Raw genomic sequence first — 25319 nt, 5'->3', positions numbered from 1 at the left:
GCGGGCCCCCGTGCGCTGATTCCCGGCGGGCCGCGCGTCGGCGCCGTCGGGCTCGCCGAGCTGCCGGCCGGCATCGTCAGGCGGCTGCCCGGCCTGGGCGGCCCCCGCCGTCTCCGCCCCGCCATCTCCGCCCCGCCATCTCCGCCCCCGCCATCTCCGCCCCCGCCATCTCCGCCCCGGCCGTCTCCGCCCCGGCCGTCTCCGCCCCGGCCGTCTCCGCCCCGGCCGTCTCCGCCTCGGCCGTCTCCGCCTCGGCCGGTGTGCCGGGAGCGGCCCGGGCGCCGTGGGCGGGCCCCCGTGCGCTGATTCCCGGCGGGCCGCGCGTCGGCGCCGTCGGGCTCGCCGAGCTGCCGGCCGGCATCGGCAGGCGGCTGCCCGGCCTGGGCGGCCCCCGCCATCTCCGCCCCCGCCGTCTCCGCCCCGGCCGTCTCCGCCCCGGCCGTCTCCGCCTCGGCCGGTGTGCCGGGAGCGGCCCTGGCGATCGGCGAGGCGGCGCGCAGTCCGGGCCCTTCCCCTGGACCGACTGGACCGATCCCCCGCCCCGCCTGGCGCCCCCGGCCCGGGAGGTCAGCTCCGGCGGCGTGCCAGGGCCACCGCTCCCCCGCCCACGGCGAGCAGGGCGATCGCGCCGCCCATGACGTACGGGGTCGTCGAGCTGCCGCCCGTCTCGGCCAGGCCCTCCTCGGCCGGTGCGCCCTGCGGCTCGACCTCGGCGGGGGCGTCGGACGGCTCGGCGGGTGGCTGCGCGGCGGGCGCGGCCTTCGGTGTCTCGCAGTTCGCCTCGGCCAGGGTGAGCGTGCCGTTCACCTCGGCCACGTTCAGCTTCAACGGGTTGACGGACACCTTGAGTTCGAGGGCGGTGGCAGCGGCCGTCCGGGTCGTCGTCCGCGTCTTCGAGAGGTCCAGGCGTACGTCGCCCACGCCCGGCACCTCGACGTCCGTCGGGCCGCCGGCGGTTGGGGTGACGCGCTTGCCGAGCACGGTCACCGAGCCGGGCAGGTCGGTCGTGGCGACCGGCTTCTTCCCGGCCTCGCAGACGGCCTTGGCGGTGATCTGCTCGATCTCGATGACCGCCAGCAGCGGCAGGCCGGGGACATGGACGCGGGCGCGGGCCAGGGTGGTGCTCCCCTCGGCCTTCGCGGCGGTCGCGGTGGCTCTCGCCTCGGCCGCCGCCGCGCGCAGCACGCTGAAGGGCTGTCCGCCGTTCACCCCGTCCAGGCGGGCGGTCAGCGCGGTCTTCTCGGCGCTCCGCGGCGCCTGGACCTCGTTGAGGGAGACGGCGAGCGGGGCGTCGACCGACTTGTTCAGCAGGGAGACGTCGAGGCCGGTGCGCAGGACGACGGCGCTCGCGCGGCCGTGGTCGCCGGTGGCGTGCGCCGGGCCCACGCCGGTCAGTGCCACGGGCCCGGCGGCGAGGGCGGTGGCCGTCGCCACGGTCGCCAGACGGCGTGCGGGCATGCGGAAGGAAGTGCTGTTCACGGTGGGGACTCCAGGAGAGACAGGCTCGGGACCCGGAAAGACTCGCGCACCCGGCGTACGGCGTCAGCGATCCGACGCCTCTTCACTCCAACGTGGCGAGACCGTGGAAGTTTTCGAATCTCCCGGCACAGACGTTCCCCGGCGTCACCCGGTCGGTTACCCGACCACGCGCCCGTTCAGCACCACCCGGCGCGGTGCAGCGAGGACGCGTACGTCCGCACGCGGGTCCTCGTCGTAGACGACCAGGTCCGCCGGGGCGCCCTCGTCCAGGCCGGGGCGGCCGAGCCAGGTGCGGGCCGTCCAGGTTCCCGCCGCCAGGGCGTCGAGGGGCGGGATGCCCGCGGTGACCAGTTCGGCGACCTCCGCCGCCGCCAGGCCGTGGGCGAGGCCGCCGCCGGCGTCAGTGCCGACGAAGACGGGGATGCCGGCGTCGTAGGCACCCCGGACGGTGTCGTAGCGGCGTTCGTGGAGCCGGCGCATATGGGCCGACCAGCGCGGGAACCGGGACTCGCCGCCATCGGCGAGCTGCGGGAAGGTCGCGATGTTGACCAGGGTCGGCACGATGGCGACGCCCCGTTCGGCGAACAGCGGGATGAGGTCCTCGGTCAGGCCCGTCGCGTGCTCGATGCAGTCGATGCCCGCCTCGACGAGGTCCTGCAGCGAGTCCTCCGAGAAACAGTGCGCGGTGACGCGGGCGCCCAGGCGGTGGGCCTCGGCGATCGCCGCCTCCACCGCGCCGCGGGGCCAGCAGGCCGACAGATCGCCGAGGTCGCGGTCGATCCAGTCGCCGACCAGCTTGACCCAGCCGTCGCCCCGCCGGGCCTCCTGGGCGACGTAGGCGACCAGGTCCTCCGGCTCGATCTCCCAGGCGTAGTTGCGGATGTAGCGGCGGGTGCGCGCGATGTGCCGCCCGGCACGGATGATCTTCGGCAGGTCCTCGCGGTCGTCGACCCAGCGGGTGTCGGAGGGCGAACCCGCGTCTCGGATCAGCAGCGTGCCCGCGTCCCGGTCGGTCAGGGCCTGCTTCTCGGCGACGTCCTGGGGGACCGCCCCGTGCCGGTCGAGTCCCACATGGCAGTGCGCGTCGACGAGGCCGGGCAGGGCCCAGCCCTTGACGGTGCGGATGTCGCGGGCGCCGGCGGGACGGTCGTAGGAGACGCGGCCGTCCACCACCCACAGTTCGTCGCGGACGTCCTCGGGCCCGACGAGCACCCGTCCCTTCACGTGCAGCACCGTGCGATCGCTCATGCACCGCACCCTAGTGAGCCGCGGACCTCGACTGCGAGGGGGGACGTACCCGCCGGTTACCCTCGATGCCGTCGGCCCCGTGAAGATGCCGCCCGCCCCGTGAATGGAGAGAGCCCCACCGTGACGCACCCGTTTCTGGACCTGGCCCCGCTCGGCGCGGACCACTTCGCCGCGATCGAGGACCGTGTGGCGCGGCTGCTGAGCACCGAGCAGGACGTCGTGATCATGCAGGGCGAGGCGCTGCTGCCGCTGGAGGGCGCGATCCGTGCCACGGCCGGTCCGGGGACGACGGCGCTGAACGTCATCACGGGCCCGTACGGGCAGACCTTCGGCGACTGGCTGCGGGACTGCGGCGCCACCGTGGTCGACCTGGCGGTGCCCTTCCACACGGCGGTCACGGCCGAGCAGATCCGGCAGGCCTTCGCCGAGCACCCGGAGATCGACTTCGTGTCCCTGGTGCACGCGGAGGCGGCGACCGGAAACACCAACCCGGTCTCGGAGATCGGCGAGGTGGTGCGGGCGCACGGGGCGCTGTTCTATCTGGACGCGGTGGCGTCGATCGGTGCCGAGCCGGTGCTGACGGACGCGTGGGGCGTGGACCTGTGCGTGATCGGGGCACAGAAGGCGATGGGCGGCCCTGCCGGTGTCTCGCCGGTGTCGGTGAGCGAGCGGGCCTGGGCCCGGATGGCGGCGAACCCGCGGGCTCCGCGCCGGTCGTATCTGTCGCTCCTCGACTGGAAGGAGCGCTGGATCGACGGCGGCCGCAAGGCGCTGCCGCACGCTCCGGCGCAGCTGGAGATGCTGGCGCTCGAGGCGTGCGTGGAGCGGATCGAGGCGGCGGGTCCGGACGCCGTGATGGCCCGGCACGCCTCCGCCGCGGCGGCCACGCGAGCCGGGGCGGTCGCGCTCGGTGGCGGCCTGGAACCGTATGTGTACGAGGCCCGGGACGCGGCGCCCGTCGCCACGACGCTCCGGGCGCCGTCCGGGGTGGTGGCGTCGGAGCTGGTGGCCAGGGCGGTGGAGTCGGATCCGGCGGTGCCGGTCGCCGCCGGCGGGGGTGCGCTGGCCAAGGAGATGATCCGGGTCAACCACTACGGGGCGGATGCGACGCCGGGCGCTGTGCGGGCGAGTCTGGCGGCGCTCGGAGGTGCGCTCTCCGAGCAGGGGCTGCGGGTGGATGTGGCGGGGGCGCTGCGGGCCGTGGAGGAGGCGTGGCGGTAGCCGGGGGCTGAGGTCTCCGGCTTTTCGCCCCCGCCGCCCCTTCCCGTCCCTGCTTCAGGGGCTCCGCCCCTTCGACCCCGCTGGGGGCTGCGCCCCCAGGCCCCCTTCGGCCTGGACGGCCTCGTCCTCAAGCGCCGGACGGGCTGGAAGGCGAGCACCCGCCATTGTCAGTGCCTCGTGCCATGCTCCCCGCATGACCACCGACACACCTGCCGACCGCCCCCTGGCCCTCCCCGACGGCCGTCCCGTGCCGCACCTCAGCGGTGACGAGCGGGCCATGCTCGAGAGCTGGCTGGACTTTCACCGGGCCACGCTGGCGCTGAAGTGCGCCGGGCTGGACGACGCGCAGGTGCGGGTCCCGTCGGCCGAGCCGTCCGCGCTGACGCTGCTCGGGCTGGTGCAGCACCTCGCCGAGGTCGAGCGGAACTGGTTCCAGCGGGTGACCGCCGGTCTCGGAGTACCGCCGCTGTTCGAGGACCCGACCGGCTACGCGCTGGATCCGGGGCGCGGTCTCGACGAGGCGCTCGGGATCTGGCGGCGGGAGATCGCGCGCGGGCGGGAACTGTGCGCGGGGCTGCCGCTGGACCACGTCGGGCGGGTCGCCGAGGGGCCGGTCCCGGGGATGGAGGTCAGCCTGCGATGGGTGCTGATTCACATGATCGAGGAGTACGCGCGGCACAACGGCCACGCCGATCTCCTGCGAGAACGCATCGACGGAGTGACCGGGGCCTGAATTACACGTTCCCCGCGCGACATCTCACATGTAAGCTGGCACACAATTAAGAATTCTTTCAAGAACAGCTTCCCGTATTCTTCTGCCCGCTTTCCCCGGTCCTAAACCCAGAGATTTTGAGGACACTCCGCGAGGGAATTCAGGTAGGTCTCGTGGGGATTACATGGCTGTGACGCGTTACACACTGTGACCGCTTCGCCCTTTATTTCCAGGACAATACTGGGCATCTCGCCGCTCCTGCACCTAAAGACTCGCGCCCGCGCGATAACACAGACGCGGCTCATATGTAACCCCGACCGGCGATGCAATTTTGAATTTCCCTGGGTAAATTCAATTCGCATGACTGCCGTACAAGCAGATCCGCAAATCGACCGTCCCACCGTGGCCGACGGAGCCGCACTGTGGCGGATGGCGAAGGACTCGAAGGTTCTTGACCTGAACTCGTCCTACAGCTATCTGCTGTGGTGCCGCGACTTCGCGGCGACGTCGGCCGTGGCGCGTGACGAGCACGGCGAGCCGATGGGCTTCATCACCGGGTACGTGCGGCCGGACAGCCCGCGCACCCTGCTGGTCTGGCAGGTGGCCGTGGACGAGGCGCACCGCGGGCGCGGGCTGGCCGCCACGCTGCTCGACGGTCTGGCCGCCCGGACCGTGGCCGACCTCGGGGTGACGACGGTGGAGACCACCATCACTCCGGGCAACACCGCCTCGGAGCGCCTGTTCACGTCGTTCGCCGAGCGTCACGGCGCCCGGCTGGAGCGCGAGGTGCTCTTCGACACGGCCGTGTTCCCCGACGGGCCGCACGACCCCGAGGTCCTGTACCGCATCGGCCCGCTGTCCCACTGACTTCCTGCCCCACTCCCGCAGACTTCCCCCACGTACCGAGGAGCGATCCGTCGTGACCATCACCCAGCCCGACCTGAGTGTCTTCGAGACCGTTGAGTCCGAGGTGCGCAGCTACTGCCGCGGCTGGCCCACCGTTTTCGACCGTGCGGTGGGCAGCCGTATGTACGACGAGGACGGCCATGAGTACCTCGACTTCTTCGCCGGAGCCGGGTCACTGAACTACGGGCACAACAACCCGGTCCTGAAACGCGCGCTGATCGACTACCTGGAGCGCGACGGCGTCACGCACGGGCTCGACATGTCGACCACCGCCAAGCGCACGTTCCTGGAGGCCTTCCAGAACCTGCTGCTGCGGCCGCGCGACCTGCCGTACAAGGTCATGTTCCCCGGCCCGACCGGCACCAACGCCGTGGAGGCCGCGCTGAAGCTGGCGCGGAAGGTGAAGGGCCGCGAGTCGATCGTGTCGTTCACCAACGCGTTCCACGGCATGTCGCTGGGCTCGCTGGCCGTGACCGGCAACGCCTTCAAGCGGGCCGGCGCCGGTATCCCGCTGGTGCACGGCACGCCCATGCCGTTCGACAACTACTTCGACGGCACGGTCGAGGACTTCCTGTGGTTCGAGCGACTGCTGGAGGACCAGGGCTCCGGCCTGAACAAGCCGGCCGCCGTGATCGTCGAGACCGTGCAGGGTGAGGGCGGCATCAACGTGGCCCGGCCCGAGTGGCTGCGCGCCCTGTCCGAGCTGTGCGAGCGGCAGGACATGCTGCTGATCGTCGACGACATCCAGATGGGCTGCGGCCGTACCGGCGCCTTCTTCTCCTTCGAGGAGGCGGGCATCGTGCCGGACATCGTCACGGTCTCGAAGTCGATCAGCGGCTACGGCATGCCCATGTCGCTGTGCCTGTTCAAGCCCGAGCTCGACGTCTGGGAGCCCGGCGAGCACAACGGCACCTTCCGTGGCAACAACCCGGCGTTCGTCACGGCCACCGCGACCCTGGAGACGTACTGGGCCGACGGTTCCGCGATGGAGAAGCAGACCCGCAAGCGCGGCGAGCAGGTCGAGCAGGCCATGATCTCCATCACCGAGGAGAACCTGGCCGACGTCAAGGAGTACCGGGGCCGCGGCCTGGTGTGGGGCCTGGAGTTCCACGACAAGGAGCGCGCGAACAAGGTCGCCAAACGCGCCTTCGAGCTCGGGCTGCTGATCGAGACGTCCGGCCCCGAGAGCGAGGTCGTCAAGATGCTCCCCGCCCTCACCATCACGCCGGAAGAGCTGGACGAGGGCCTGCGCACGCTCGCCCGCGCCGTCCGAGAGACCGCCTGACACACATACCGAGCATCACTCACCGAGGAGGCATCGCAGCACCGTGATTGTCCGTTCGTTCAAGGAGATCGAAGGTACCGACCGGCACGTGAAGTCGGCGTCCGGTACGTGGGAGAGCAAACGCATCGTCCTCGCCAAGGAGAAGGTCGGCTTCTCCCTGCATGAGACGGTCCTGTACGCGGGTACAGAGACGTCGATGTGGTATGCGAACCACATCGAGGCCGTTGTCTGCGTGGAGGGTGAGGCCGAGCTGACCGACCGCGAGACCGGAAAGTCGTACACGATCACGCCCGGCACCATGTACCTCCTGGACGGGCACGAGAAGCACACGCTGCGGATCAAGCAGGATTTCCGCTGCCTCTGCGTATTCAACCCGCCTGTCACCGGACGGGAGGACCACGACGAGAACGGCGTATACCCGCTGCTCACCGAGGAGGTGTGACGCTTCATGACCGCCACCTACGACACCACCACCGGTATGCCGGACCTCTATCCGAGTCGTGGCGCCGCCGAGGTGCTGACGCCGCGACAGGACCCGGTCGTCTGGGGCGCGCCCGACGCCCCGGGCCCGGTGGCGCCGGCCGACCTGTTGTCGTTCGAGCGTGACGGATTCCTCGCCATCGACGAGCTGATCAGCGAGGACGAGGTCGCCGTCTACCGGAACGAGTTGAACCGGCTGGTGCACGACCCGGACATGCGGGCCGACGAGCGGTCGATCGTCGAGCCGCAGTCCAAGGAGATCCGTACGGTCTTCGAGGTGCACAAGATCAGCGAGGTGTTCGCCAGGCTGGTGCGCGATGAGCGGGTCGTCGGCCGGGCGCGGCAGATCCTCGGCTCGGACGTCTACGTCCACCAGTCGCGGATCAACGTCAAGCCGGGCTTCGGGGCCAGTGGCTTCTACTGGCACTCGGACTTCGAGACGTGGCACGCCGAGGACGGTCTGCCGCGGATGCGTACGGTGTCGGTCTCGATCGCGCTGACCGAGAACTACGACACCAACGGCGGGCTCATGATCATGCCGGGGTCGCACAAGACGTTCCTCGGGTGCTCGGGAGAAACGCCGAAGGACAACTACAAGAAGTCGCTGCAGATGCAGGACGCGGGCACGCCCTCGGACGAGGCGCTGAGCCAGCTGGCCTCGCAGCACGGCATCAAGTTGTTCACGGGCAAGGCCGGTTCGGCGACCTGGTTCGACTGCAACGCCATGCACGGTTCCGGCGACAACATCACGCCGTTCCCGCGCAGCAACGTGTTCATCGTGTTCAACAGCGTGGAGAACACGGCCGTCGAGCCGTTCGCGGCGCCGGTCCGGCGACCCGAGTTCATCGGGGCGCGGGAGTTCACGCCGGTGCGGTGACGCACCTTCGAGCACCGGGCCGGGCCTCCTCGTGTGGGACGGGAGGCCCGGCCCGGTCATGTTCTCAGCCGGACAGGACGTCCAGGAGACGGTCGACGTCCGCCGGGGTGTTGTAGAGGTGGAACGCCGCCCGCAGATTGCCGGCCCGGTCGGACACCTCGATGCCCGCCCGGCTCAGCTCGCCCTGCCGGTGGCCGAGCCCCGGCACGGACACGATCGCCGAGCCCGGCGCGGACACCGGCGCGTGGCCCAGCCCGTCGAGCCCGGCACGGAAGCGGTCCGCGAGCGCGAGATCGTGGGCGTGCACGGCGTCGACGCCCAGTTCCTCGATCAGCGCCAGCGAGGCGCGCAGCCCGGCGTAGGTGAAGAGGGCCGGGCTGATGTCGAACCGCCGTGCGGAGTGGGCGAGTTGCTCGACGGGGCCGTAGCAGCTGTCCCAGGGGACCTCGCCGGCGACCCAGCCGGCGAGCAGCGGGGTGAGCCCGCCGAAGTCCTGCGGGGCGACGAAGAACGCGGCCCCGTGCGGCCCCATGAGCCATTTGAAGCCGACGGCGGCGAGGAAGTCGTCCGCGTCGGCCTCCATCGGCAGCCAGCCCGCGGACTGGGAGGCGTCGACGTAGGTGCGGGCCCCGTGCGCCCGGGCCGCCTCGCGCACGGCGGGCAGGTCGGCGAGCCTGCCGTCGGCGGACTGGGCGATGCTGACCGCGACGAGCGCGGTGCCGGGGCGGACGGACTCGGCGAGGCGCTCCAGGGGCACGGCGCGCACCTTGAGGTCGCCGCGCACATGGAACGGGTTCACCAGGGAGGCGAAGTCGCCCTCCGCCGTGAGGACTTCGGCGCCGGCGGGCAGCGAGGCGGCGATCAGACCGCCGTACTCGGCGACCGAGGCGCCGGTCGCGACGCGCTCGGCCGGCACTCCGGCCAGCCGGGCGAAGGACGCGCGGGCGGCCTCCACGTCCTCGTACAGGGGACCCAGGGGCGTGCCCTCGGCACGCATCCGCACCGCCTGGTGCAGGGCGGTGACGGTACGGGCGGGCAGGAGCCCGTTGCTCGCGGTGTTGAGGTAGGTGTGCTTCGGGGTGAACTCGGCACGGACGAGGTTCTCGAAGGTCTCCATGGGACCACTCTGCGTCCCCGGGGAACCCCCCGTCCATTGCCGATATCTGCGTGATGCCGCTAAGAGGCGCTTATGGATACGCCCCGACCTGCGGGTTTCAGCGCTGGGGCACCGCACAGCCGTCCGGACCACATGCGTCCGCGCCGTCGGTGGCTCCGCTGTCGACGATCTTCAAAGGCGCGCGCTCGCCGAACGCCTGCGTCAGGGCCTGGGCGAAGACCTCGGCCGGCTGGGCGCCGGAGACACCGTACTTCCGGTCGAGCACGAAGAACGGCACACCGTTCGCGCCGAGCTGCGCGGCCTCCCGCTCGTCGGCCCGGACCTCGGCGGCGTACGCCTCCGGATCGGCGAGCACCGCACGGGCGGCGTCCGCGTCGAGCCCGGCGGCCACGGCCAGCTCCACGAGCCGCTCGTCCTCGCCGAAGACCGAGCGCTCCTCGGCGAAGTTGGCCCGGTACAGCACGTCGAGCAGCTGCTCCTGACGGCCGTGCTCCTTGGCGAGGTGGAGCAGGCGGTGCATGTCGAAGGTGCTGCCGTGGTCGCGGCCCCGGGTGCGGTAGTCCAGCCCCTCGGCGGCGGCCTGCGCGCCCAGATTGTCCTCGCCCGCCTCGGCCTGCGCGGCGCTCATCCCGTACTTCCTGGTGAGCATCGTGATCACGGGCTGGATGTCGTCCTTGGCGCGGCCCGGGTCCAGCTCGAAGGAGCGGTGCACGACCTCGACCTCGTCACGGTGCGGGAAGTCCCGCAGCGCCTTCTCGAAGCGGGCCTTGCCCACGTAGCACCAGGGGCAGGCGATGTCGCTCCAGATCTCGACGCGCATGTCTCGGCTCTCTCCAGCTCGTACGGGTACGGAGACTCCCTCCGCCGAGTGCATGAACGTTCAAGCAGCAGGCTTCATTCCCCCGGCACGGTGAAGCACAGCCGCATGTGATGATCGCCCGGGCCGACCGGCGACTCCGGGTCCGGAACCCAGCCCTGGCGACCGTAGAAGCCCCGGGCCCGCTCGTTGCCCACGTGCACGTCGAGCACGGCCGTACGCACCCCGTCGATCCGCCACTCCTCCACACAGGCGGCATGCAGGGCGGTGCCGATGCCGGAGCGCCAGAGACCGGGGTCGACATGGAACTGGAACAGTTTGACGGTGCCGGCGGGAGCCCCTTCCGCCCTGCGGAAGGAGGCGATCCCGGCCATGCGCCCGTCGCGCACCGCACACAGCACCCGCCCGTCGGTGCGCCCGATCGCCTCCCGCCACCTGCCCGGCCAGTCGGCACCGTCGTCCGGGAACCCGTCCGGGTAGTACGTGGCCCGGGCCCGCCGATGCAGCGCGGCGACCTCCTCGGCCTCGGCGGGCAGGGCGGTCCTGATCACCAGAGGGGCGACGGCCCCGTTCGTTTCGATCATGCCGCGAAGGACGTGCCTGACGAGGGGTGCGGTTCCCCGGCGGGCCTCAGCTGCCGTCCCGCAGGTCCTTCGGCCAGTTCGGGCGGAACTCGAGGTGGTCGTACGTCACCACGCAGCCCTCTCCCATCGGGGACTGCGTCATGAAGCCGACCAGGGCCGCGCCCGTCTCCTTCTCCTCGCCCAGGGTGAAGAGGCGGACGAAGGTCCAGTGTTCGCCGTCCCGGGAGGCGTGGAAGCCGAAGGCGCGGCCGGTGCGGCTCACCCGCAGCCAGACGGAACTGCCCTCCACGGTGAAGGAGTTGGCATCGTCCGAGTGGCCCCGGGTGACGACCGTGCAGACGGTGGGGACGTCCGGGGAGTACTCCAGGCAGAGCTTGGCCCAGGCCCGCTCCCCGACATGCACGTAGAGCACGCCCGCGTCGAAGGCCGCACCGAACCCCACCGTGACCCGGGCGATCAGCTGGAAGTCCCCTTCGGGCGCCCCGAGCAGCCGCGGCGCGTCGGCGGCGGGGTCCAGCCCCTCACCGGTGGGCGGCACGAACCGATCCTGCCTGGGCCCGGCCCACCCGGAGAGCACGCCGTCCTCGTAGGACCAATGACCGTCGGGCCCATAAGTACGCAGACCGAAAGGAAGTTCGGAAAGTTCCAGATCCATCCAACCAACTCTTCCAGGTCCGCCCCTCAGGGGCGCGGGGAACTGCGCGACAAGCCACAACGAACCGGCAGACCGCAGCTCACCGCACCCCTACGGCGCTACCGCTCCAGACGCCCGTTGAACCGCCGCGGCAGCCCCAGCGGGTTCTCGTCCCGCAACTCCGCGGGCAGCAACGCCGACGGCGCGTTCTGATACGCCACCGGCCGCAACCACCGCTCGATGGCCGTACCGCCGACCGACGTGGACGTAGAGGTCGTGGCCGGGTACGGACCGCCGTGGTGCTGCGCGGACGCGACCGCGACACCCGTCGGCCAGCCGTTCACGAGGACACGCCCGGCCAGCGGCGTCAGCTCCGCGAGGATCTCGGAACCCCGGCCCTCACCCGCCGCCTCGCCCTCGGACAACTGCACCGTCGCCGTGAGGTTCCCCGGCAGACGCGACAGCACCGCCTTCACCTCGTCGTCGTCCTCGTAGCGGACCACCACGGTGACCGGGCCGAAGCACTCCTCCAGGAGCAGGTCGTGCTCGCCCTCCGCGGCCAGCCTGCTCGCCGGGACGGTGAGGAAGCCCGCGCTGACGGTGTGCTCACCGCCCGAGCCGGGGGTGACCGGGGAGTCGACGTCGGGCAACTGGGCGCGCTCGGCGACGCCGGCGACGAAGTTGTCGCGCATGCGGTGGTCGAGCAGGACCCCGGCGTCGGTGTCGCTGACGGCGTCGGTCAGGGACTTCAGCAGGGCGTCACCGGCGGCGCCGGCGGGGGCGAGGACGAGGCCCGGCTTCACGCAGAACTGACCGACGCCCAGCGTCATCGACCCGGCGAGGCCGGCGCCGATCGCCTCGGCGCGCTCGGCGGCCGCGGCCTCGGTGACGACGACCGGGTTCAGGGAGCCCAGCTCGCCGTGGAAGGGGATCGGGACGGGGCGGGCGGCCGCCGCGTCGAAGAGGGCCCGGCCACCGCGTACGGACCCGGTGAAGCCGGCCGCCGCGACCAGCGGGTGCTTGATCAGCTCGACGCCCGCCTCGAAGCCGTGCACGAGACCGACGACGCCCTCGGGGATGTCGTGCCGGGCGGCGGCACGGCGCAGCACCTTGGCGACGTACTCGGACAGGGCCGGGTGGTCCGGGTGAGCCTTGACGACGACCGGGCAGCCGGCCGCGAGGGCGCTCGCGGTGTCGCCGCCCGCGACCGAGAAGGCGAAGGGGAAGTTCGACGCCGAGTAGACGGCGACGACGCCCAGCGGCACCTTGTAGCGGCGCAGGTCCGGGATCGGCGGGGTCGCGGTGTCGTCGGGGTGGTTGATGACGACGTCGAGGAAGGCGCCCTCGTCGACTATGTCGGCGAAGGCCCGCAGCTGGAAGCAGGTGCGGGCGAGTTCGCCGGTCAGCCGGACCGGGCCGAGCGCGGACTCGGCGTCGGCGGTCTCGACGAGACCGTCCTTGGCCGCCTGCAGCTCCTCGGCGGCGGTGCGCAGGAAGGCCGAGCGGACGGCGCGGTCGGCGAGTGCGTCCCGCGCCTCGTCCGCGGCCCGGACGGCGGCGTCCACCTCCTGGGCTGTGGCCTCCACCGCAACCTGCTCGCGCTGCTTCCCGGTTCGGGGGTCGACACTCCAGACTGGTGCTGCTGCCACCGCGGGTCCCTCCACATTCGTTGCCGCATGCAATGCCGCAGTATGTACGTCATCACCAGGGATGTTCGATATACTGAACGCTGTCTCTGATGATGAATGCTGTCGGAGACTATATCTCCAGCTTCTCGTCGAACGAAGGGGTCAAGGGCGATGTCGGCAGGCGAGACAGGCGGCGGTGCGCAGGTCAAGAGCGCGGTGCGGACCGTGGAACTGCTGGAGTACTTCGCCGGCCGGCCCGGTATGCACTCCCTCGCGGCGGTCCAGGAGGCCGTCGGGTATCCCAAGTCCAGCCTGTACATGCTGCTGCGCACCCTGGTCGAGCTGGGCTGGGTGGAGACGGACGCGACGGGCACGCGGTACGGCATCGGCGTCCGGGCCCTGCTGGTCGGCACGTCGTACATCGACGGCGACGAGGTGGTCGCGTCGGCCCGCCCGACGCTGGACCGGCTCTCGGACGACACGACGGAGACGATCCACCTGGCCCGCCTGGACGGCACGAACGTCGTCTACCTCGCCACCCGCCAGTCGCAGCACTATCTGCGCCCCTTCACCCGGGTCGGCCGCCGTCTGCCCGCGCACTCCACGTCTCTCGGCAAGGCGCTGCTGAGCACGTACTCGGACGAGCAGGTCCGCAAGATGCTCCCGGAGACGCTGCCCGCGCTGACCGAGCACACGATCACCGACCGGGAGAAGCTCATCGAGGAGCTGCGCCAGGTGCGGGAGCAGGGCTTCGCCGTGGACCGCGAGGAGAACACGCTGGGGCTGCGCTGCTTCGGCGTGGCGATCCCGTACCGCACTCCGGCGCGGGACGCGATCAGCTGCTCGGTGCCGGTGGCGCGGCTGACCCCGGCGCACGAACAGCTGGTGAAGGACGCGCTGTTCGACGCCCGGGACCGGCTGACACTGGCCACCCGTAGGCTCTGAGGCATGAATGTCGAGCTGCGCGAGGTACACGACAGCGATCTGCCGGTCTTCTTCCGGCAGATGAACGACCCCGAGGCGCTGCACATGGCGGCCTTCACCCCCGAGGACCCGGCCGACCGGGACGCCTTCGACGCCCACTGGGCCCGGATCCGCTCCTCGTCCGCCGTGATCCGCACGGTGCTGGCCGACGGTGACGTGGTCGGCAGCGCGTCGGTGTACGGGGAGCCGGGCGAGCGCGAGGTGACGTACTGGATCGACCGCGCGTACTGGGGGAAGGGCATCGCGACCGATGCCCTGCGGGCGCTGGTGACGGAGGTGGACGAGCGTCCCCTCTACGCGCGGGCGGCTTCGGACAACGTGGGGTCGCTGCGCGTTCTGGAGAAGTGCGGGTTCCGTACCGTGGCGTCGGCCAGGGGGTACGCCCGCGCCCGGGACGCCGAGATCGACGAGACGGTGCTGCTCCTGGAGGGCTGAGCGGACCGGTCTCTCCCCCGTCCGGCGGAGGCGGATCGTCACCGTGCAGGAGGTGCCCTCGGCCTCCCGCCCGGGAGCCTGATCGCATGACGCAGTCGATCGCTCCCCTCGCCGCTCCCCGCCCCGCCGTTCGTCTCGGCCGCCCCCGGCGGATCCTCCGTACCGTCGCCGTCGTGTCCTGCGTGCCGTATCTCGCTCTCAAGGCCGCCTGGATCGCCGGAAGCCACGTCGGCATCCCCGAGGGGAGCGCCCTGCTCGACGACCGGGTCGGCATCACCGTGATCAACGGTCTCTCCGTGCTGCTGGACAGCGCCGTGATCGTGCTGGCGCTGGTGCTGACCCGGCCGTGGGGGCTGAAGGTGCCCGCCTGGCTGCTGTCGCTGCCCGTGTGGGTCGCTCGCGGACCGTCCGACGCCGCTGATGAGCCTCGCCTACGCTGGGCAGATGCTCGTCGGCTTCCTCGTCGCCGCCATCGGCGCCTACTACTTCGCCGAGCGCTCGGCCAGGGCCGCGCGGCGGCCGGCGTGAGACAGGCCGCCCGGCTGCTGTTCGGCCGGCGGGCGCGGCTGCGCTGGGTCCATCTGATCCTCGGCGGCGCGCTCGCCATGCCGTATGTGCTGGTCGGCTCGGTGATCATCGGCCCGGCCACCGGCGGCACGGACGTCTTCGGGTCCTTCCTCCTCCAGCTCGCCTCGTTCGGGGTGGGGCTGCCGATCGCCGCCGTCACGTCCGTGTTCCCGCTGACCCGGCCGCTGGAAGCAGCCGCCGTGCGCTGGCTGTGCGGTGTCGACGCGGACCGGCTCGCCTTCGGACCGGCCCGGACGCGCGGCGAGAAGGGGCGCACGGCAGGCTGGTTCACGCTCCATCTCGGGTTCGGCGGGATCATCGCGGGAATGTCGCTGGCCGTGCCGCCGTTCGCCGCCGTGCTGGTCCTGCTGCCGCTCTTCGCTGGGCTGGGTGACACCCGGCTCGGACTGCCCGAAGTCCTCGACCACACCTGGGCGCTGGCGCTCGCGCCGGTCGCGGGAGCGGCGATGCTCGTCGCCCTCGCGGGCTGCGCGGCCGGCTGCGGTGCGCTGCTGGCCCGCTGGGCGCCCGAGCTGCTCGGCCCGTCCCCCGAGGGCCGGCTGGCGGCCGCCGAGGCACGCGCCGCCGACCTCGCCGTACGCAACCGGCTGGCGCGGGAGCTGCACGACTCGGTCGGTCACGCGTTGAGCGCGGTCACCCTCCAGGCGAGCGCGGCACGCCGGGTCCTCGACTCCGACCCGGAGTTCGTGCGCGAGGCCCTCGCCGCGATCGAGGACACGACCCGGCGTACCGTCGGCGAACTCGACGCCGTGCTGGGCGTGTTGCGCGAGGGCGACGGCCCCGGGACGGCCCCGGCGCCCACCCTCGCCGGCGACCTCGAGGGCCTGCTGTCCCGTACCCGGGCGAGCGGGGCGCGGGTGACGGCCACGATCGACGCCGACCCGGAGGCGCTGCCTCCGCTGCTGTCCCGCGAGGCCTATCGCATCGTGCAGGAGGGGCTGAGCAACGCCCACCGGCACGCCGGTCACCGGGTCGCCGTGGACGTGCGGATCGCGGTGGCGGGAGGGCAGTTGGAGATCATTGTGGAGAATCCGGTGACCGGTCCCGCGCCCTCCCGGCCCGGCGGTGGCCACGGGCTGCGCGGCATCACGGACCGGGCCAGGCTGCTGGGCGGGACGTCGACGGCCGGACCGACCGCCGCACAGACCTGGCGTCTGCGCGTACACCTGCCGATGAAGGGACCCGCATGACCCGTCCGACGCCGATCCGTGTCGTCCTCGCCGACGACGAGCGCATGGTGCGCACCGCGCTGCGCGCCATCCTCTCCGCCGAGCCGGACCTGGAGGTGGTGGGCGAGGCGGCCACCGGTGCCGAGGCCGTCTCGGTCGTACGGGAGCTGCGGCCGGACGTCGTCCTCATGGACGTGCGCATGCCGGAGGTCGACGGCATCCGCGCCACCGAGCAGATCCTGGCCACCCTGGACGAGCCGCCCCGGATCGTCGTCGTGACGACGTTCGAGAACGACTCCTACGTGTACGACGCGCTGCGCGCCGGAGCGGCCGGCTTCCTGCTGAAGCGGGCGGACGCCGACGCGCTCGTGCAGGCGGTCCGGCTGGTGGCGCGCAGCGACAGCCTGCTGTTCCCGGCGGCCGTCCGCACGCTCGCGACCGAGCACGCACGCGCCCACCCCGCGCCGCCCGCGTGGGTGGCCAAGCTCACGGGACGCGAGCGCGAGGTGCTGGGGCACATGGCGAACGGGCTGACCAACGCGGAGATCGCCCGCCGGATGGAGGTCGGCCCCGCCACGGTGAAATCACACGTGGCGGCGGTCCTGGCCAAGACGGGCACCCGGGACCGTACGCAGGCGGTCATCGCGGCGTACGAGGCGGGCTTTGTCAACTAACCGTCGCTAGAGCGACGAGCTTGCACAACGGGCGCCACTAGCTGTGGTGCTGCGTTTGCGTCCTGCCCCTCCGGCTGACCTCGCGGATGGGGCTGGGGTGGTTGACCGCACCCCGCGTCGCCACAACTCCCACGCACGGGCGCGAATGTTGCGGGAGCCGTTCCGGTCCGCGTGCGCAACGACGCCGCAGGACCGGCACGCGAACCAGGCCTGGGAGACCCGGTTCGCTCTGTCAATGTGCCCGCACTCGGCGCAGGTACGGGAGGTGTACGCCGGATCGACGTGCACCACCGGTACTCCGGCTTTGCGGGCCTTGTACGCGATGAACTGCCCCAGCTGGGCGAAGGACCAGCTGGAGTGGGCGGCCCGTTGGGGCTTCCTCAGCCGTACCCGCTCGCGGATGCCCGTGAGGTCTTCGAGGGCGATTCCGCGACCGGTGCGTTCAGCCTCGGCCACCACATGCTTCGCGATCTTGTGATTGATGTCCTTCGCCCGCCGTGCTTCCCTACGGCGGCGCTTCTTCCGCCGCCGCCTCGCAGACGGGGTGTTCTTCTTCTGGAGCTTCGTGCGCAGGCTGCGCTCGCGGAGCCGGATCCGGTTGAGCTCACGCCCAGCCATGATCTCGCCGTCCGAGGTGGTGGCGATGTTCACTATGCCCAGGTCAATACCGAGGAAGTCCACCGGTTCCGCGTTCGGCTCGGCCTCGGGGACCTCGCAGGTGGCGTTCAGGAACCACATGCCGTCCTGGTGCACGAGATCGGACTCGCCCTTGCGGTACAGCGCGAGCGTGGCCAGCTGCTCGACAGATGCGGTGAAAGCCACGTTCTTCATCCGCCCGCTGGTGGTCCAGACCGACACCGTCCGCCCGGCGATCTGCCACGAGAGCATCCGATCGTCGTAGGGCTGAGCACCAAGGGGGCGGAAGGCAACGGGCTTCTGCGTGGCGCGGCGGTAGCGCGCTGAGCCGGGACGACCGAGATGGCCCGCCTTCAGGTTCGCCTTCAGCCTGGTGTACGCGTCGCAGCTCTTCTTGATCGTGTGCTGGGCCGCCTGGGCACCCAGGTTCCAACGGGACTTGACCTGCTCGTAGGTGAGCTTGCGCAGGGCGAAGTTCTTGACCTCCCCGCGTTCGAAGGCGACCCCGCTCACCCAAGTGGCTGCCTCGTTGCAGGCGCGCAAGGTCGCCTCCAGAGCCGCCGCCTGTAGGAGCGTCGGCAGCAGCCTGACCTGCACCACTAGCTTCACGATCAGCGATCGTAGACACCCGCACGACACCCCACCACGCGTTCTCCGCCGCTCACCCCATCGAGTGACTCCTGCGCCCCGGCCTGACTCGCCGGATGAACGCCGGATGAGAAAACGGACGGGTGGGAACGATCCGCCCCTCCTGGCTCGTCCTCATGTTCGGGATGAACAAGACGATCAGGCGCGCATCGGTCTTCGCGCTGCTCCTTGTGTTCGCTCTGCTGGTCAGGGCGACCTGGGTGCAGTTCTACGACGGCCAGGCGCTCGCAGACGACAAGGACAACCGGCGGAACGCCATCGAGACGTACTCGGCGCCGCTCGGGAACATCATCGTGGGCGGCCGGTCGGTCACCGGCTCGACCCCGACGAAGACAGGCGACCTCAAGTACAAGCGCACCTACACGGACGGTGAGCGGTACGCGGCGGTGACGGGCTACGCCTCGCAGGCGTATGCGCCGACCCAGCTGGAGGGCATCTACACCGACCTCCTGAACGGCACGGACAACCGTCTGAAGTCCGTGATGGACACCGTCACCAACCAGCGGGCCGAACCGGGCAACGTGGTCACCACCGTCGACCCGGACGTGCAGAAGGCGGGGATCAACGCGCTCGGCGACAAGAAGGGCGGCGCCGTCGCCATCGACCCGAAGACCGGGAAGATCCTCGCGGTCGTGTCGACGCCGTCGTACGACCCCTCGTCGCTGACGGACGCCAACACCGCGGGGGAGGCCTGGAAGAAGCTCACGAGCGACCCGGAGAAGCCGCTGACCAACCGTGCGCTGCGGCAGCCGCTGCCGCCCGGCTCGACGTTCAAGCTGGTCGTGGCGGCGGCGGCGCTGGAGGACGGACTGTACGACTCGGTGGACGACAAGACCGACAGCCCGGACCCGTACACGCTGCCGGGCACCAGCAAGGAGCTGTCGAACGAGAACCCGAACGCGCCCTGTACGAACGCCACGATCCGCACGGCGCTGCAGTACTCGTGCAACAACGTCTTCGCGAAGATGGCCGTCCAGCTCGGCCAGGACAAGGTGAAGGCGATGGCCGAGAAGTTCGGCTTCAACGACGACAAGCTGGATGTGCCGGTCCGGGCCTACACGAGCGTGTACCCGTCGGACATGTACCCGTCGCAGACCGCCCTGACGGGCATCGGCCAGTTCGACGTCACCGCGACCCCGCTGCAGATGGCCATGGTGTCGGCGGCCATCGCCAACGGCGGCAAGCTGGTCTCGCCGCACATGGTGTCGCAGATCACCGACAGCGGCGGGGACGTGCTGCAGGACTACGACGACGAGGCGGACTCGAAGGAGATCGTCAGTTCATCGACCGCCGAGCAGTTGCAGTCGGCGATGCGGACGGTCGTGGACAAGGGCACCGGCTCGAACGCGCAGATCCCGGGCGCGACCGTGGGCGGCAAGACGGGTACGGCCCAGCACGGCGAGAACAACAGCCAGGTGCCGTACGCCTGGTTCACCTCGTACGGCAAGTCCGACTCGTCGGGCAAGGAGGTCGCCGTGGCGGTCATGGTCGAGCAGTCCGGCGCCGCCCGTTCGGAGGTCAGTGGCAACGGCCTGGCGGCGCCGGTCGCCAAGGCGATGATGGAAGCGGCGATGAAGGACTGAACCTCTGACTGAACCTCCGCTGCACGAATGCCGTCTCTACAGACAGATGGGCCGCCCCCTTCCCCCCGGGGGCGGCCCTTCGCCTTACCGCGCGCCCTACTTGGCGCCGAGCAGCTGCTCGATCGGGTCGATCGCGAAGTACACGAGGAACAGCGCCGAGGTCCCCCACAGCAGCCAGTGGACCTCCTTGGCCTTGCCGAGCACGGTCTTGATGACGACGTAGGCGAGGAAGCCGGCGCCGATGCCGTTGGTGATGGAGTAGGTGAACGGCATCACGGCGATGGTGAGGAACGCGGGGATGGCGATGTCGTAGCGGTCCCAGTCGATGTGCTTGACCTGGGTCATCATCAGGAAGCCGACGGCGACCAGGGCCGGGGCGGCCGCCTGGAGCGGGACGATGGTGAGCAGCGGGGTCAGGAACAGCGCGAGGCCGAACAGGCCGCCGGTGACGAGGTTGGAGAAGCCGGTGCGCGAGCCCTCGCCGACGCCGGCCGCCGACTCGATGTAGGAGGTCGCCGAGGAGGCCGAGGCCGCTCCGCCCGCGACCGCTGCGGCACCGTCGATGAGCAGCACCCGGCCGAGGTTCGGGACCTTGCCCTCCTCGTCCAGCAGACCCGCCTCGGCGCTGACGCCGACGACCGTGCCCATGGTGTCGAAGAAGTCGGACAGGATCAGGGTGAAGATCAGCAGGACGACCGTGATGACACCGACGCCGGGGGCGCTGAACGCGCCGAACAGGTCGAAGTCACCGATGAGTCCGAAGTCGGGGGTGTCGACGAGGTTGCCGGGCCAGGACGGTGTGGTCAGGCCCCAGGTCTTGATGTCGGCGATGGAGTTGATCACGAGCGCCACCGCCGTCATGCCGACGATGCTGATCAGGATGGCGCCCTTGACCTTGCGGGCGAGCAGGCCGATCGTCAGCAGCACCCCGAGACAGAAGACGAGCATCGGCCAGCCGGCGAGGGTTCCGGTGCCGCCCAGCTGAACGGGCACGGTGGTGTTCGCGGCGTCCGGGATGCGGCTGACGAACCCGGCGTCGACGAAGCCGATGAAGGCGATGAACAGGCCGATGCCGACGCTGATCGCCTGCTTGAGCGGCTGGGGTATGGCGTGCATGACGGCCTCGCGCAGACCGGTCACCACCAGCACGCAGATCAGCAGGCCTTCGAGGACGATCAGGCCCATCGCGTCGTCCCAGCTCATCAGCGGGGCGATCTGGAAGGCGGCCACGGCGTTCAGGCCGAGTCCGGCGGCCAGCGCGAGAGGCAGATTGCCGCCCACGCCCATGATGATCGTCATGACCGCGGCCACCAGGGCGGTGGCGGTGGTGAGTTGGACGGCGTCCAGCTGGTGCCCGAACTTGTCCTTCGCGCTCCCCAGGATGATGGGATTCAGGACAAGGATGTAGGCCATCGTGAAGAACGTGGCGAAGCCGCCGCGTATCTCACGGCCGAAGGTGGACCCCCGCTCGGAGATCTTGAAGAACCGGTCGACGCTGTTCACCGCCGGTGGTGCGGCGTCGGACCGGTCGGCCACCTTCTGCGATTCGGACATGACGAGTGCTCCTTGATGCCTGGGTGATCGGTGTGCGGATGCTGGCTGGATTTTCCTCGCGTTGAACCACGTTCAGGTTTTCTTCGTGTTACGGAATCGAAGTCCGGCCCGCCATACGCCGTTCGAAGCTCCGTACGAACCATCCTGACGAACGCTGCTACGCTTCCCGATCTCGTCCGGGCCTCCCCCGGATGATCACATGTCATCTACATGACACGCACAGGCGCCCCCGCCCGGGAGCGCCCGAAGCCGCTGCGAGGAGAGGTCGCCCGTGGGCACAGTCGTCGACGACGCCGCCTCCGTGGAGTTCCACGCCTTCTTCGAGCGCCATTACGCCGAACTGTCCCGCCTTGCCTACCTGTTGACGGGTGAGTCGGACACCGCCGACGACTTGGCGGCGGACGCGTTATTGGCGCTGTGGCACCGCTGGGACCGGGTGCGCGCCGCCGACCATCCGGCGGCGTACGCCCGTGGGGTGGTCGCCAACCTGGCCCGCACCCGCATCCGCAGTGCCGTGCGCGAGCGACGGCGCATCGCCCTGTTCTGGTCGCAGCGCGAGGAGAACACCGAGAACCCGGACGTCGCGGGCGTCGTCGACGTCCAGGAGGCGTTGCGCAGGCTGCCGTTCCGCAAGCGTGCCTGTGTGGTACTGCGGCACGCGTTCGACCTGTCGGAGAAGGACACCGCGCTCGCCCTCGGCGTCTCGGTGGGTACGGTGAAGAGCCAGACCTCGAAGGGAATCGCCGAACTGCAGCGATTGCTGGGCACGATGGGAGTGCCGCAGCGCATGCACGCGGCGGTGGGCGCGCCCCGGTGCTCACCCGCCGTGGAGAGCTTGCGGGCGCGCACCGGTGAGGGCGGAGGGAGGGACCGATGACCATGCGGCGGGACGTGCACGGGGAGCTGCGCACCCGGCTGCACGAGGCGGCCGGGGGGCACGAGCCCGACCGGGAGAGCATCCTGGCCCGGGTCGAGCGCGGCATGGCCGGTCCGGCCGCGTCCGCCCACCGGGCGACCAGTCCGCCGGTGTTCGGCTGGATGCGGGTGGCCGGTGCGACGGCCGCGGTGGCGGGCGTGCTGGCGGTGGGCGGTTACGCGGTAGCGTCCGCGGTGAAGGACGAGGCCGCACCGCAGCAGCAGGAGGTGGCGACGTCGCCGACACCGACGCCGTCGCCGGACGCGACGAGCCGGGCCCCCGCACCACCGGTGGATCCCACGCCGACCACCTCGCCGGAGCGCCGCGAGCCCGCCCCGCCGCCCTCCGGGAAGCCGAGCGCCTCCGTCACCGCGCGGCCGCCCGCCGCCACCGAGGACGGGCCGCTGTGGTCGGACGGCTCGGTCGACCCGCACAGCAACGACTTCTGGGCGCAGAGCAACATCACGATCAAGACCCGCGAGGAACTGACCGCGCTGACCGTGCGGTTGCGTGTCGCCCAGACCGGCGGGGTCTCCGACGCGGGCGCCTGGCGCTCGCTGCCCGAGAACGACTTCACTCTCACGGTGGGCGAGCAGGACGGCTTCCTCGTGTACACCTGGACCCTCAAGGACGGCCGTAAGGTCCGGGCGGGCGAGTGGGTGTTCGCGGGCCAGTTCGACCACGACCGCGGGGGGCGGGACGCGGGCACGGACCGCTACACGGTGACGGCCGCCGCGGGGTCGGACCGGCTGTCGGTGGGCGGCGGCTTCGCTGCCGTGGACGACGCGGACGACGCCGGGGGCGACTCGTAGCGTTCGGCCATTCGGCCTCGGCCGGCTCGCGCGGGGTGCCGCGCCGGGGTGCCGTGGACCTGGACGCGTGCCGGCCTCCAGCGCGTACGGCGTCGGGCGCGAGGCCGTGGAGGACACAACCATGCACATAGCCGGACCGAGCGTGTGCCGACGGCGTGGTGCCGCGGTCGTCGCCGCGCTGGTGACCTGCTCGACCGTACTGACCGGGCAGCACCTCGCCGTGGCCGAAGGCGGGCCCGCCCCTGCGGGGCCGGCCCTGCGGGGCCGGCCCCGAGGCTGGACTGGAGACCCTGCGTCCAGGGCAGCCCGTTCGACTGCGCGACCGCGAAGGTCCCCCTGGACTACGACGACCAGGGCGGCCGCACCATCGAGCTGGCCGTCATCAGGCGGAAGGCGACCGGCCCCGGCCGGCGCATCGGCAGCCTGTTCTTCAACCCGGGCGGACCCGGCGGGCCGGGAACGATCCAGATGCCGCAGAACTACGAGAAGTTCCCGCGCGAGGTGCGGGAACGGTTCGACATCGTCAGCTGGGACCCTCGCGGGATCGGCAACAGCACCGCGGTGGACTGCTTCGGGAGCCCCGAGGCAGCCGCCGAATGGGCCGGCGGCCACGCCGTGGGATTCCCGGTGGGCGCGAGGGAGCGGGCGACCTGGATCGCGGCGTACCGGGATCTGAGCCGGCGCTGCGAGAGGCGGAACCCCGAGCTCCTGCGCCATGTGTCCACCGCCGACACCGCCCGCGACCTCGACGGGCTCCGCCGGGCGGTGGGGGACTCGCAGCTCACCTACCTCGGCATCTCCTACGGCACGTTCCTGGGCGCCACCTACGCCAACCTCTTCCCGGCCGCGGCGGCCTGCTCCTCCCCCAGATACGGACTCGGGTCCGGCACCGGCGGCGCGGGCGGCAGCGTGGGCGGCTCCGGGGTGCGGCCCCGCCACAGGTCCTGCAGCCGGAGGGCGAGCTCCGTCCACCCCGGGTGGACGACGTAGAGGCTGTTCACAGCTGTGCGGATCCACGGGCACCGACCGCTGCGCCTTCTCCGCGGGCAGCCCGAAGGCTACCCGGAGCAAGTTCGACCGGCTGCTGCGACGGCTCCGGGAGGAGCCAGTGGGCTCGGGTACACCTACTCCGCCACCGTCGCCGACGTGACCGAACGGCGGCATCGCGGCGGGCGGCGGATGGCTGGCCGGCGCCGCCGACCGGGTCTGACGCACGCGCGTGAAAAATATCTGAAGACGCGGCAACCCTTTCCTCACGGGTGGCGACCACTACGCGCAAAGAGTCCCCCCACTCGAGGAATCGGTACATGACTGCACCAGCAGAACAGCGCGTCCGCCACCGCCGCAGCGTCATGAAGCGGCGGGGTGTGATCGCCGGACTGTCCGCGTTCGGTATCACCGGAGCTGCGATCGTCACCACGTCGATGCTGTCCACCGCGGGCGCCGCGTCATCCTGGCCCGCGGACACGGGCAGCAAGCCCGTGTCGAAGACCATCCCGGTCTCCGGTGTGCACGACGGCGGGATGAAGAAGTTCTACGGCAGCGGCGCGCTCGGCGGCGACAGCCAGGAGGAGGGCCAGGACCCGCTCTTCGAGCTGGCGGACGGCGCCACGCTGAAGAACGTCATCATCGGCACCCCCGCCGCGGACGGCGTGCACTGCAAGGGCAGTTGCACACTGCAGAACGTGTGGTGGCTGGACGTCGGCGAGGACGCGGCCAGCTTCAAGAGCAAGTCCGCCTCGGCGGTGTACAAGGTGATCGGCGGCGGCGCGAAGAACGCCGACGACAAGGTGCTGCAGTTCAACGGCGCCGGCACGCTGAACGTGTCGGGCTTCCAGGTGCAGAACGCCGGCAAGCTGGTCCGTTCCTGCGGCAACTGCGGGACGCAGTACAAGCGCACGGTCGTGCTCAACGACATCGACGTGACGGCTCCGATGAACTCGATCGTCGGCGTGAACGAGAACTACGGCGACACGGCCACGCTGTCGAAGATCCGCATCCATGGTGACAGCAAGAAGAAGATCAAGACGTGTGTGCGCTTCACGGGCAACAACACGGGCAAGGAGCCCACGGAGCTGAAGCCGCCCGGCCCGGACGGCAAGACCTGCAAGTTCAAGGCCTCCGACATCAGCTACCAGTGAGGCAGCGGCCCATGTGAACCTCCGGCCGGCCCGTATCCCCCCTCGGGCGGCCGGATGCCGGACGTCCGGGCCCCCAGCCGGACCTTCGGCACCCGACCTTCCGGAGCCCCCCTCCGGACGGTCGAACGGTACTGGCCGAGCCCCCCTCGGCCAGTCGGCAGGACGCCCCCGCCGGTGCGAACCGGCGGGGG

At 71.1% G+C, this 25319-nt stretch carries 25 protein-coding genes; 15 read left to right on the top strand and 10 right to left on the bottom strand.

The annotated features are described in order from the left end of the window. Positions 1-76 precede the first annotated feature (76 nt). From OG542_RS31485 to OG542_RS31475, 3 genes are all read right to left on the bottom strand, one after another. Complete coding sequence (locus OG542_RS31485) at positions 77-361, bottom strand: hypothetical protein (RefSeq protein ID WP_328415249.1); 285 nt, start codon at positions 359-361, stop codon at positions 77-79. Positions 362-567: 206 nt separating this feature from the next. Continuing rightward, positions 568-1479, bottom strand: a complete 912-nt coding sequence (locus OG542_RS31480) for an SCO1860 family LAETG-anchored protein (RefSeq protein ID WP_328415247.1) — start codon at positions 1477-1479, stop codon at positions 568-570. A gap of 156 nt (positions 1480-1635) precedes the next feature. Beyond that, positions 1636-2727, bottom strand: coding sequence for an amidohydrolase family protein (locus OG542_RS31475; RefSeq protein ID WP_193480785.1), 1092 nt, complete (start codon positions 2725-2727; stop codon positions 1636-1638). A gap of 120 nt (positions 2728-2847) precedes the next feature. On the opposite strand from OG542_RS31475, the gene OG542_RS31470 reads away from it, so the two are divergent. From OG542_RS31470 to thpD, 6 genes are all read left to right on the top strand, one after another. Then, a complete protein-coding gene (locus OG542_RS31470; protein WP_328415244.1) occupies positions 2848-3948 on the top strand; it encodes a pyridoxal-phosphate-dependent aminotransferase family protein in 1101 nt (366 codons plus the stop codon). 193 nt (positions 3949-4141) lie between these two features. Further along, entirely contained in the window at positions 4142-4681 is a 540-nt protein-coding gene (locus OG542_RS31465; RefSeq protein ID WP_193480783.1) for a DinB family protein, read from the top strand. Positions 4682-5020: 339 nt separating this feature from the next. Beyond that, positions 5021-5527, top strand: a complete 507-nt coding sequence (gene ectA, locus OG542_RS31460) for a diaminobutyrate acetyltransferase (RefSeq protein WP_193480782.1) — start codon at positions 5021-5023, stop codon at positions 5525-5527. 52 nt (positions 5528-5579) lie between these two features. Beyond that, positions 5580-6851 carry a diaminobutyrate--2-oxoglutarate transaminase gene (gene ectB, locus OG542_RS31455; protein ID WP_193480781.1) on the top strand — a complete coding sequence of 424 codons (1272 nt, stop codon included), beginning with the start codon at positions 5580-5582 and terminating at the stop codon, positions 6849-6851. Between the two features lie 43 nt (positions 6852-6894). Further along, positions 6895-7293 carry an ectoine synthase gene (locus tag OG542_RS31450; protein ID WP_311124966.1) on the top strand — a complete coding sequence of 133 codons (399 nt, stop codon included), beginning with the start codon at positions 6895-6897 and terminating at the stop codon, positions 7291-7293. Between the two features lie 6 nt (positions 7294-7299). After that, entirely contained in the window at positions 7300-8208 is a 909-nt protein-coding gene (thpD, locus tag OG542_RS31445; RefSeq protein ID WP_311124967.1) for an ectoine hydroxylase, read from the top strand. Between the two features lie 64 nt (positions 8209-8272). Here the strand turns inward: thpD and OG542_RS31440 are convergent, their stop codons facing one another. The 5 genes from OG542_RS31440 to OG542_RS31420 all read right to left on the bottom strand — a co-directional run bounded on the left by OG542_RS31440 (position 8273) and on the right by OG542_RS31420 (position 13009). After that, a complete protein-coding gene (locus tag OG542_RS31440; protein WP_328415241.1) occupies positions 8273-9325 on the bottom strand; it encodes an aminotransferase class V-fold PLP-dependent enzyme in 1053 nt (350 codons plus the stop codon). Positions 9326-9422: 97 nt separating this feature from the next. After that, entirely contained in the window at positions 9423-10145 is a 723-nt protein-coding gene (locus tag OG542_RS31435) for a DsbA family oxidoreductase (RefSeq protein WP_328415239.1), read from the bottom strand. A gap of 74 nt (positions 10146-10219) precedes the next feature. Continuing rightward, on the bottom strand, positions 10220-10726 hold the full coding sequence (locus tag OG542_RS31430; protein WP_328415237.1) for a GNAT family N-acetyltransferase: 507 nt from the start codon (positions 10724-10726) through the stop codon (positions 10220-10222). 46 nt (positions 10727-10772) lie between these two features. Continuing rightward, the gene (locus OG542_RS31425; protein ID WP_328415235.1) at positions 10773-11381 is read right to left on the bottom strand and encodes a DUF1349 domain-containing protein; all 609 of its coding nucleotides are present in this window, start codon (positions 11379-11381) and stop codon (positions 10773-10775) included. A 98-nt stretch (positions 11382-11479) separates the two neighbouring features. After that, complete coding sequence (locus OG542_RS31420; protein ID WP_328415233.1) at positions 11480-13009, bottom strand: aldehyde dehydrogenase (NADP(+)); 1530 nt, start codon at positions 13007-13009, stop codon at positions 11480-11482. Between the two features lie 150 nt (positions 13010-13159). Between OG542_RS31420 and OG542_RS31415 the strand changes: the two genes are divergently transcribed. From OG542_RS31415 to OG542_RS31400, 4 genes are all read left to right on the top strand, one after another. Further along, entirely contained in the window at positions 13160-13933 is a 774-nt protein-coding gene (locus tag OG542_RS31415; protein WP_193480774.1) for an IclR family transcriptional regulator, read from the top strand. A gap of 3 nt (positions 13934-13936) precedes the next feature. Then, complete coding sequence (locus OG542_RS31410) at positions 13937-14407, top strand: GNAT family N-acetyltransferase (protein WP_328415231.1); 471 nt, start codon at positions 13937-13939, stop codon at positions 14405-14407. Between the two features lie 524 nt (positions 14408-14931). Next, on the top strand, positions 14932-16185 hold the full coding sequence (locus tag OG542_RS31405; protein ID WP_328418186.1) for a sensor histidine kinase: 1254 nt from the start codon (positions 14932-14934) through the stop codon (positions 16183-16185). Then, the gene (locus tag OG542_RS31400; protein WP_328415229.1) at positions 16182-16838 is read left to right on the top strand and encodes a response regulator transcription factor; all 657 of its coding nucleotides are present in this window, start codon (positions 16182-16184) and stop codon (positions 16836-16838) included. The genes OG542_RS31405 and OG542_RS31400 overlap by 4 nt, the downstream gene beginning before the upstream one ends. Before the next feature lie 6 nt (positions 16839-16844). Here OG542_RS31400 and OG542_RS31395 read toward each other — a convergent pair whose 3' ends face one another. After that, complete coding sequence (locus OG542_RS31395; protein WP_328415227.1) at positions 16845-18083, bottom strand: RNA-guided endonuclease InsQ/TnpB family protein; 1239 nt, start codon at positions 18081-18083, stop codon at positions 16845-16847. A 164-nt stretch (positions 18084-18247) separates the two neighbouring features. On the opposite strand from OG542_RS31395, the gene OG542_RS31390 reads away from it, so the two are divergent. Then, positions 18248-19705 carry a peptidoglycan D,D-transpeptidase FtsI family protein gene (locus tag OG542_RS31390; protein ID WP_328418184.1) on the top strand — a complete coding sequence of 486 codons (1458 nt, stop codon included), beginning with the start codon at positions 18248-18250 and terminating at the stop codon, positions 19703-19705. A 96-nt stretch (positions 19706-19801) separates the two neighbouring features. Here the strand turns inward: OG542_RS31390 and OG542_RS31385 are convergent, their stop codons facing one another. Further along, positions 19802-21259, bottom strand: coding sequence for an NCS2 family permease (locus OG542_RS31385; RefSeq protein ID WP_328415225.1), 1458 nt, complete (start codon positions 21257-21259; stop codon positions 19802-19804). 271 nt (positions 21260-21530) lie between these two features. Here OG542_RS31385 and OG542_RS31380 point away from each other — a divergent pair, with 271 nt between their 5' ends. The 4 genes from OG542_RS31380 to OG542_RS31365 all read left to right on the top strand — a co-directional run bounded on the left by OG542_RS31380 (position 21531) and on the right by OG542_RS31365 (position 25128). Continuing rightward, positions 21531-22136, top strand: a complete 606-nt coding sequence (locus OG542_RS31380; protein ID WP_328415223.1) for a SigE family RNA polymerase sigma factor — start codon at positions 21531-21533, stop codon at positions 22134-22136. Further along, positions 22133-22987 carry a hypothetical protein gene (locus OG542_RS31375; RefSeq protein WP_328415221.1) on the top strand — a complete coding sequence of 285 codons (855 nt, stop codon included), beginning with the start codon at positions 22133-22135 and terminating at the stop codon, positions 22985-22987. Before OG542_RS31380 ends, OG542_RS31375 begins: the two co-directional genes overlap by 4 nt. 144 nt (positions 22988-23131) lie before the next feature. Beyond that, positions 23132-23977 (top strand): alpha/beta fold hydrolase, encoded by an 846-nt coding sequence (locus OG542_RS31370; protein WP_328415219.1) that lies wholly within the window; start codon positions 23132-23134, stop codon positions 23975-23977. A 317-nt stretch (positions 23978-24294) separates the two neighbouring features. Then, positions 24295-25128, top strand: a complete 834-nt coding sequence (locus tag OG542_RS31365; RefSeq protein WP_311124979.1) for a pectate lyase — start codon at positions 24295-24297, stop codon at positions 25126-25128. Positions 25129-25319: the final 191 nt, after the last annotated feature.

Origin of the sequence: Streptomyces violaceus (assembly GCF_036014075.1) — a bacterium.
GTDB lineage: Bacteria > Actinomycetota > Actinomycetes > Streptomycetales > Streptomycetaceae > Streptomyces > Streptomyces violaceus.
The sequence above is the reverse complement of the archived record's forward strand: the minus strand, read 5'-3'. Positions and strand labels throughout refer to the sequence as shown.

What these genes read in the sequence shown, in the direction of transcription:
- OG542_RS31485 (WP_328415249.1), bottom strand. Translation starts at nt 361, where the DNA reads ATGCCGGCCGGCAGCTCGGCGAGCCCGACGGCGCCGACGCGCGGCCCG.
- OG542_RS31475 (WP_193480785.1), bottom strand. Translation starts at nt 2,727, where the DNA reads ATGAGCGATCGCACGGTGCTGCACGTGAAGGGACGGGTGCTCGTCGGG.
- OG542_RS31465 (WP_193480783.1), top strand. Translation starts at nt 4,142, where the DNA reads ATGACCACCGACACACCTGCCGACCGCCCCCTGGCCCTCCCCGACGGC.
- ectA (WP_193480782.1), top strand. Translation starts at nt 5,021, where the DNA reads ATGACTGCCGTACAAGCAGATCCGCAAATCGACCGTCCCACCGTGGCC.
- thpD (WP_311124967.1), top strand. Translation starts at nt 7,300, where the DNA reads ATGACCGCCACCTACGACACCACCACCGGTATGCCGGACCTCTATCCG.
- OG542_RS31440 (WP_328415241.1), bottom strand. Translation starts at nt 9,325, where the DNA reads ATGGAGACCTTCGAGAACCTCGTCCGTGCCGAGTTCACCCCGAAGCAC.
- OG542_RS31435 (WP_328415239.1), bottom strand. Translation starts at nt 10,145, where the DNA reads ATGCGCGTCGAGATCTGGAGCGACATCGCCTGCCCCTGGTGCTACGTG.
- OG542_RS31430 (WP_328415237.1), bottom strand. Translation starts at nt 10,726, where the DNA reads ATGATCGAAACGAACGGGGCCGTCGCCCCTCTGGTGATCAGGACCGCC.
- OG542_RS31425 (WP_328415235.1), bottom strand. Translation starts at nt 11,381, where the DNA reads ATGGATCTGGAACTTTCCGAACTTCCTTTCGGTCTGCGTACTTATGGG.
- OG542_RS31415 (WP_193480774.1), top strand. Translation starts at nt 13,160, where the DNA reads ATGTCGGCAGGCGAGACAGGCGGCGGTGCGCAGGTCAAGAGCGCGGTG.
- OG542_RS31410 (WP_328415231.1), top strand. Translation starts at nt 13,937, where the DNA reads ATGAATGTCGAGCTGCGCGAGGTACACGACAGCGATCTGCCGGTCTTC.
- OG542_RS31400 (WP_328415229.1), top strand. Translation starts at nt 16,182, where the DNA reads ATGACCCGTCCGACGCCGATCCGTGTCGTCCTCGCCGACGACGAGCGC.
- OG542_RS31390 (WP_328418184.1), top strand. Translation starts at nt 18,248, where the DNA reads ATGAACAAGACGATCAGGCGCGCATCGGTCTTCGCGCTGCTCCTTGTG.
- OG542_RS31385 (WP_328415225.1), bottom strand. Translation starts at nt 21,259, where the DNA reads ATGTCCGAATCGCAGAAGGTGGCCGACCGGTCCGACGCCGCACCACCG.
- OG542_RS31375 (WP_328415221.1), top strand. Translation starts at nt 22,133, where the DNA reads ATGACCATGCGGCGGGACGTGCACGGGGAGCTGCGCACCCGGCTGCAC.
- OG542_RS31365 (WP_311124979.1), top strand. Translation starts at nt 24,295, where the DNA reads ATGACTGCACCAGCAGAACAGCGCGTCCGCCACCGCCGCAGCGTCATG.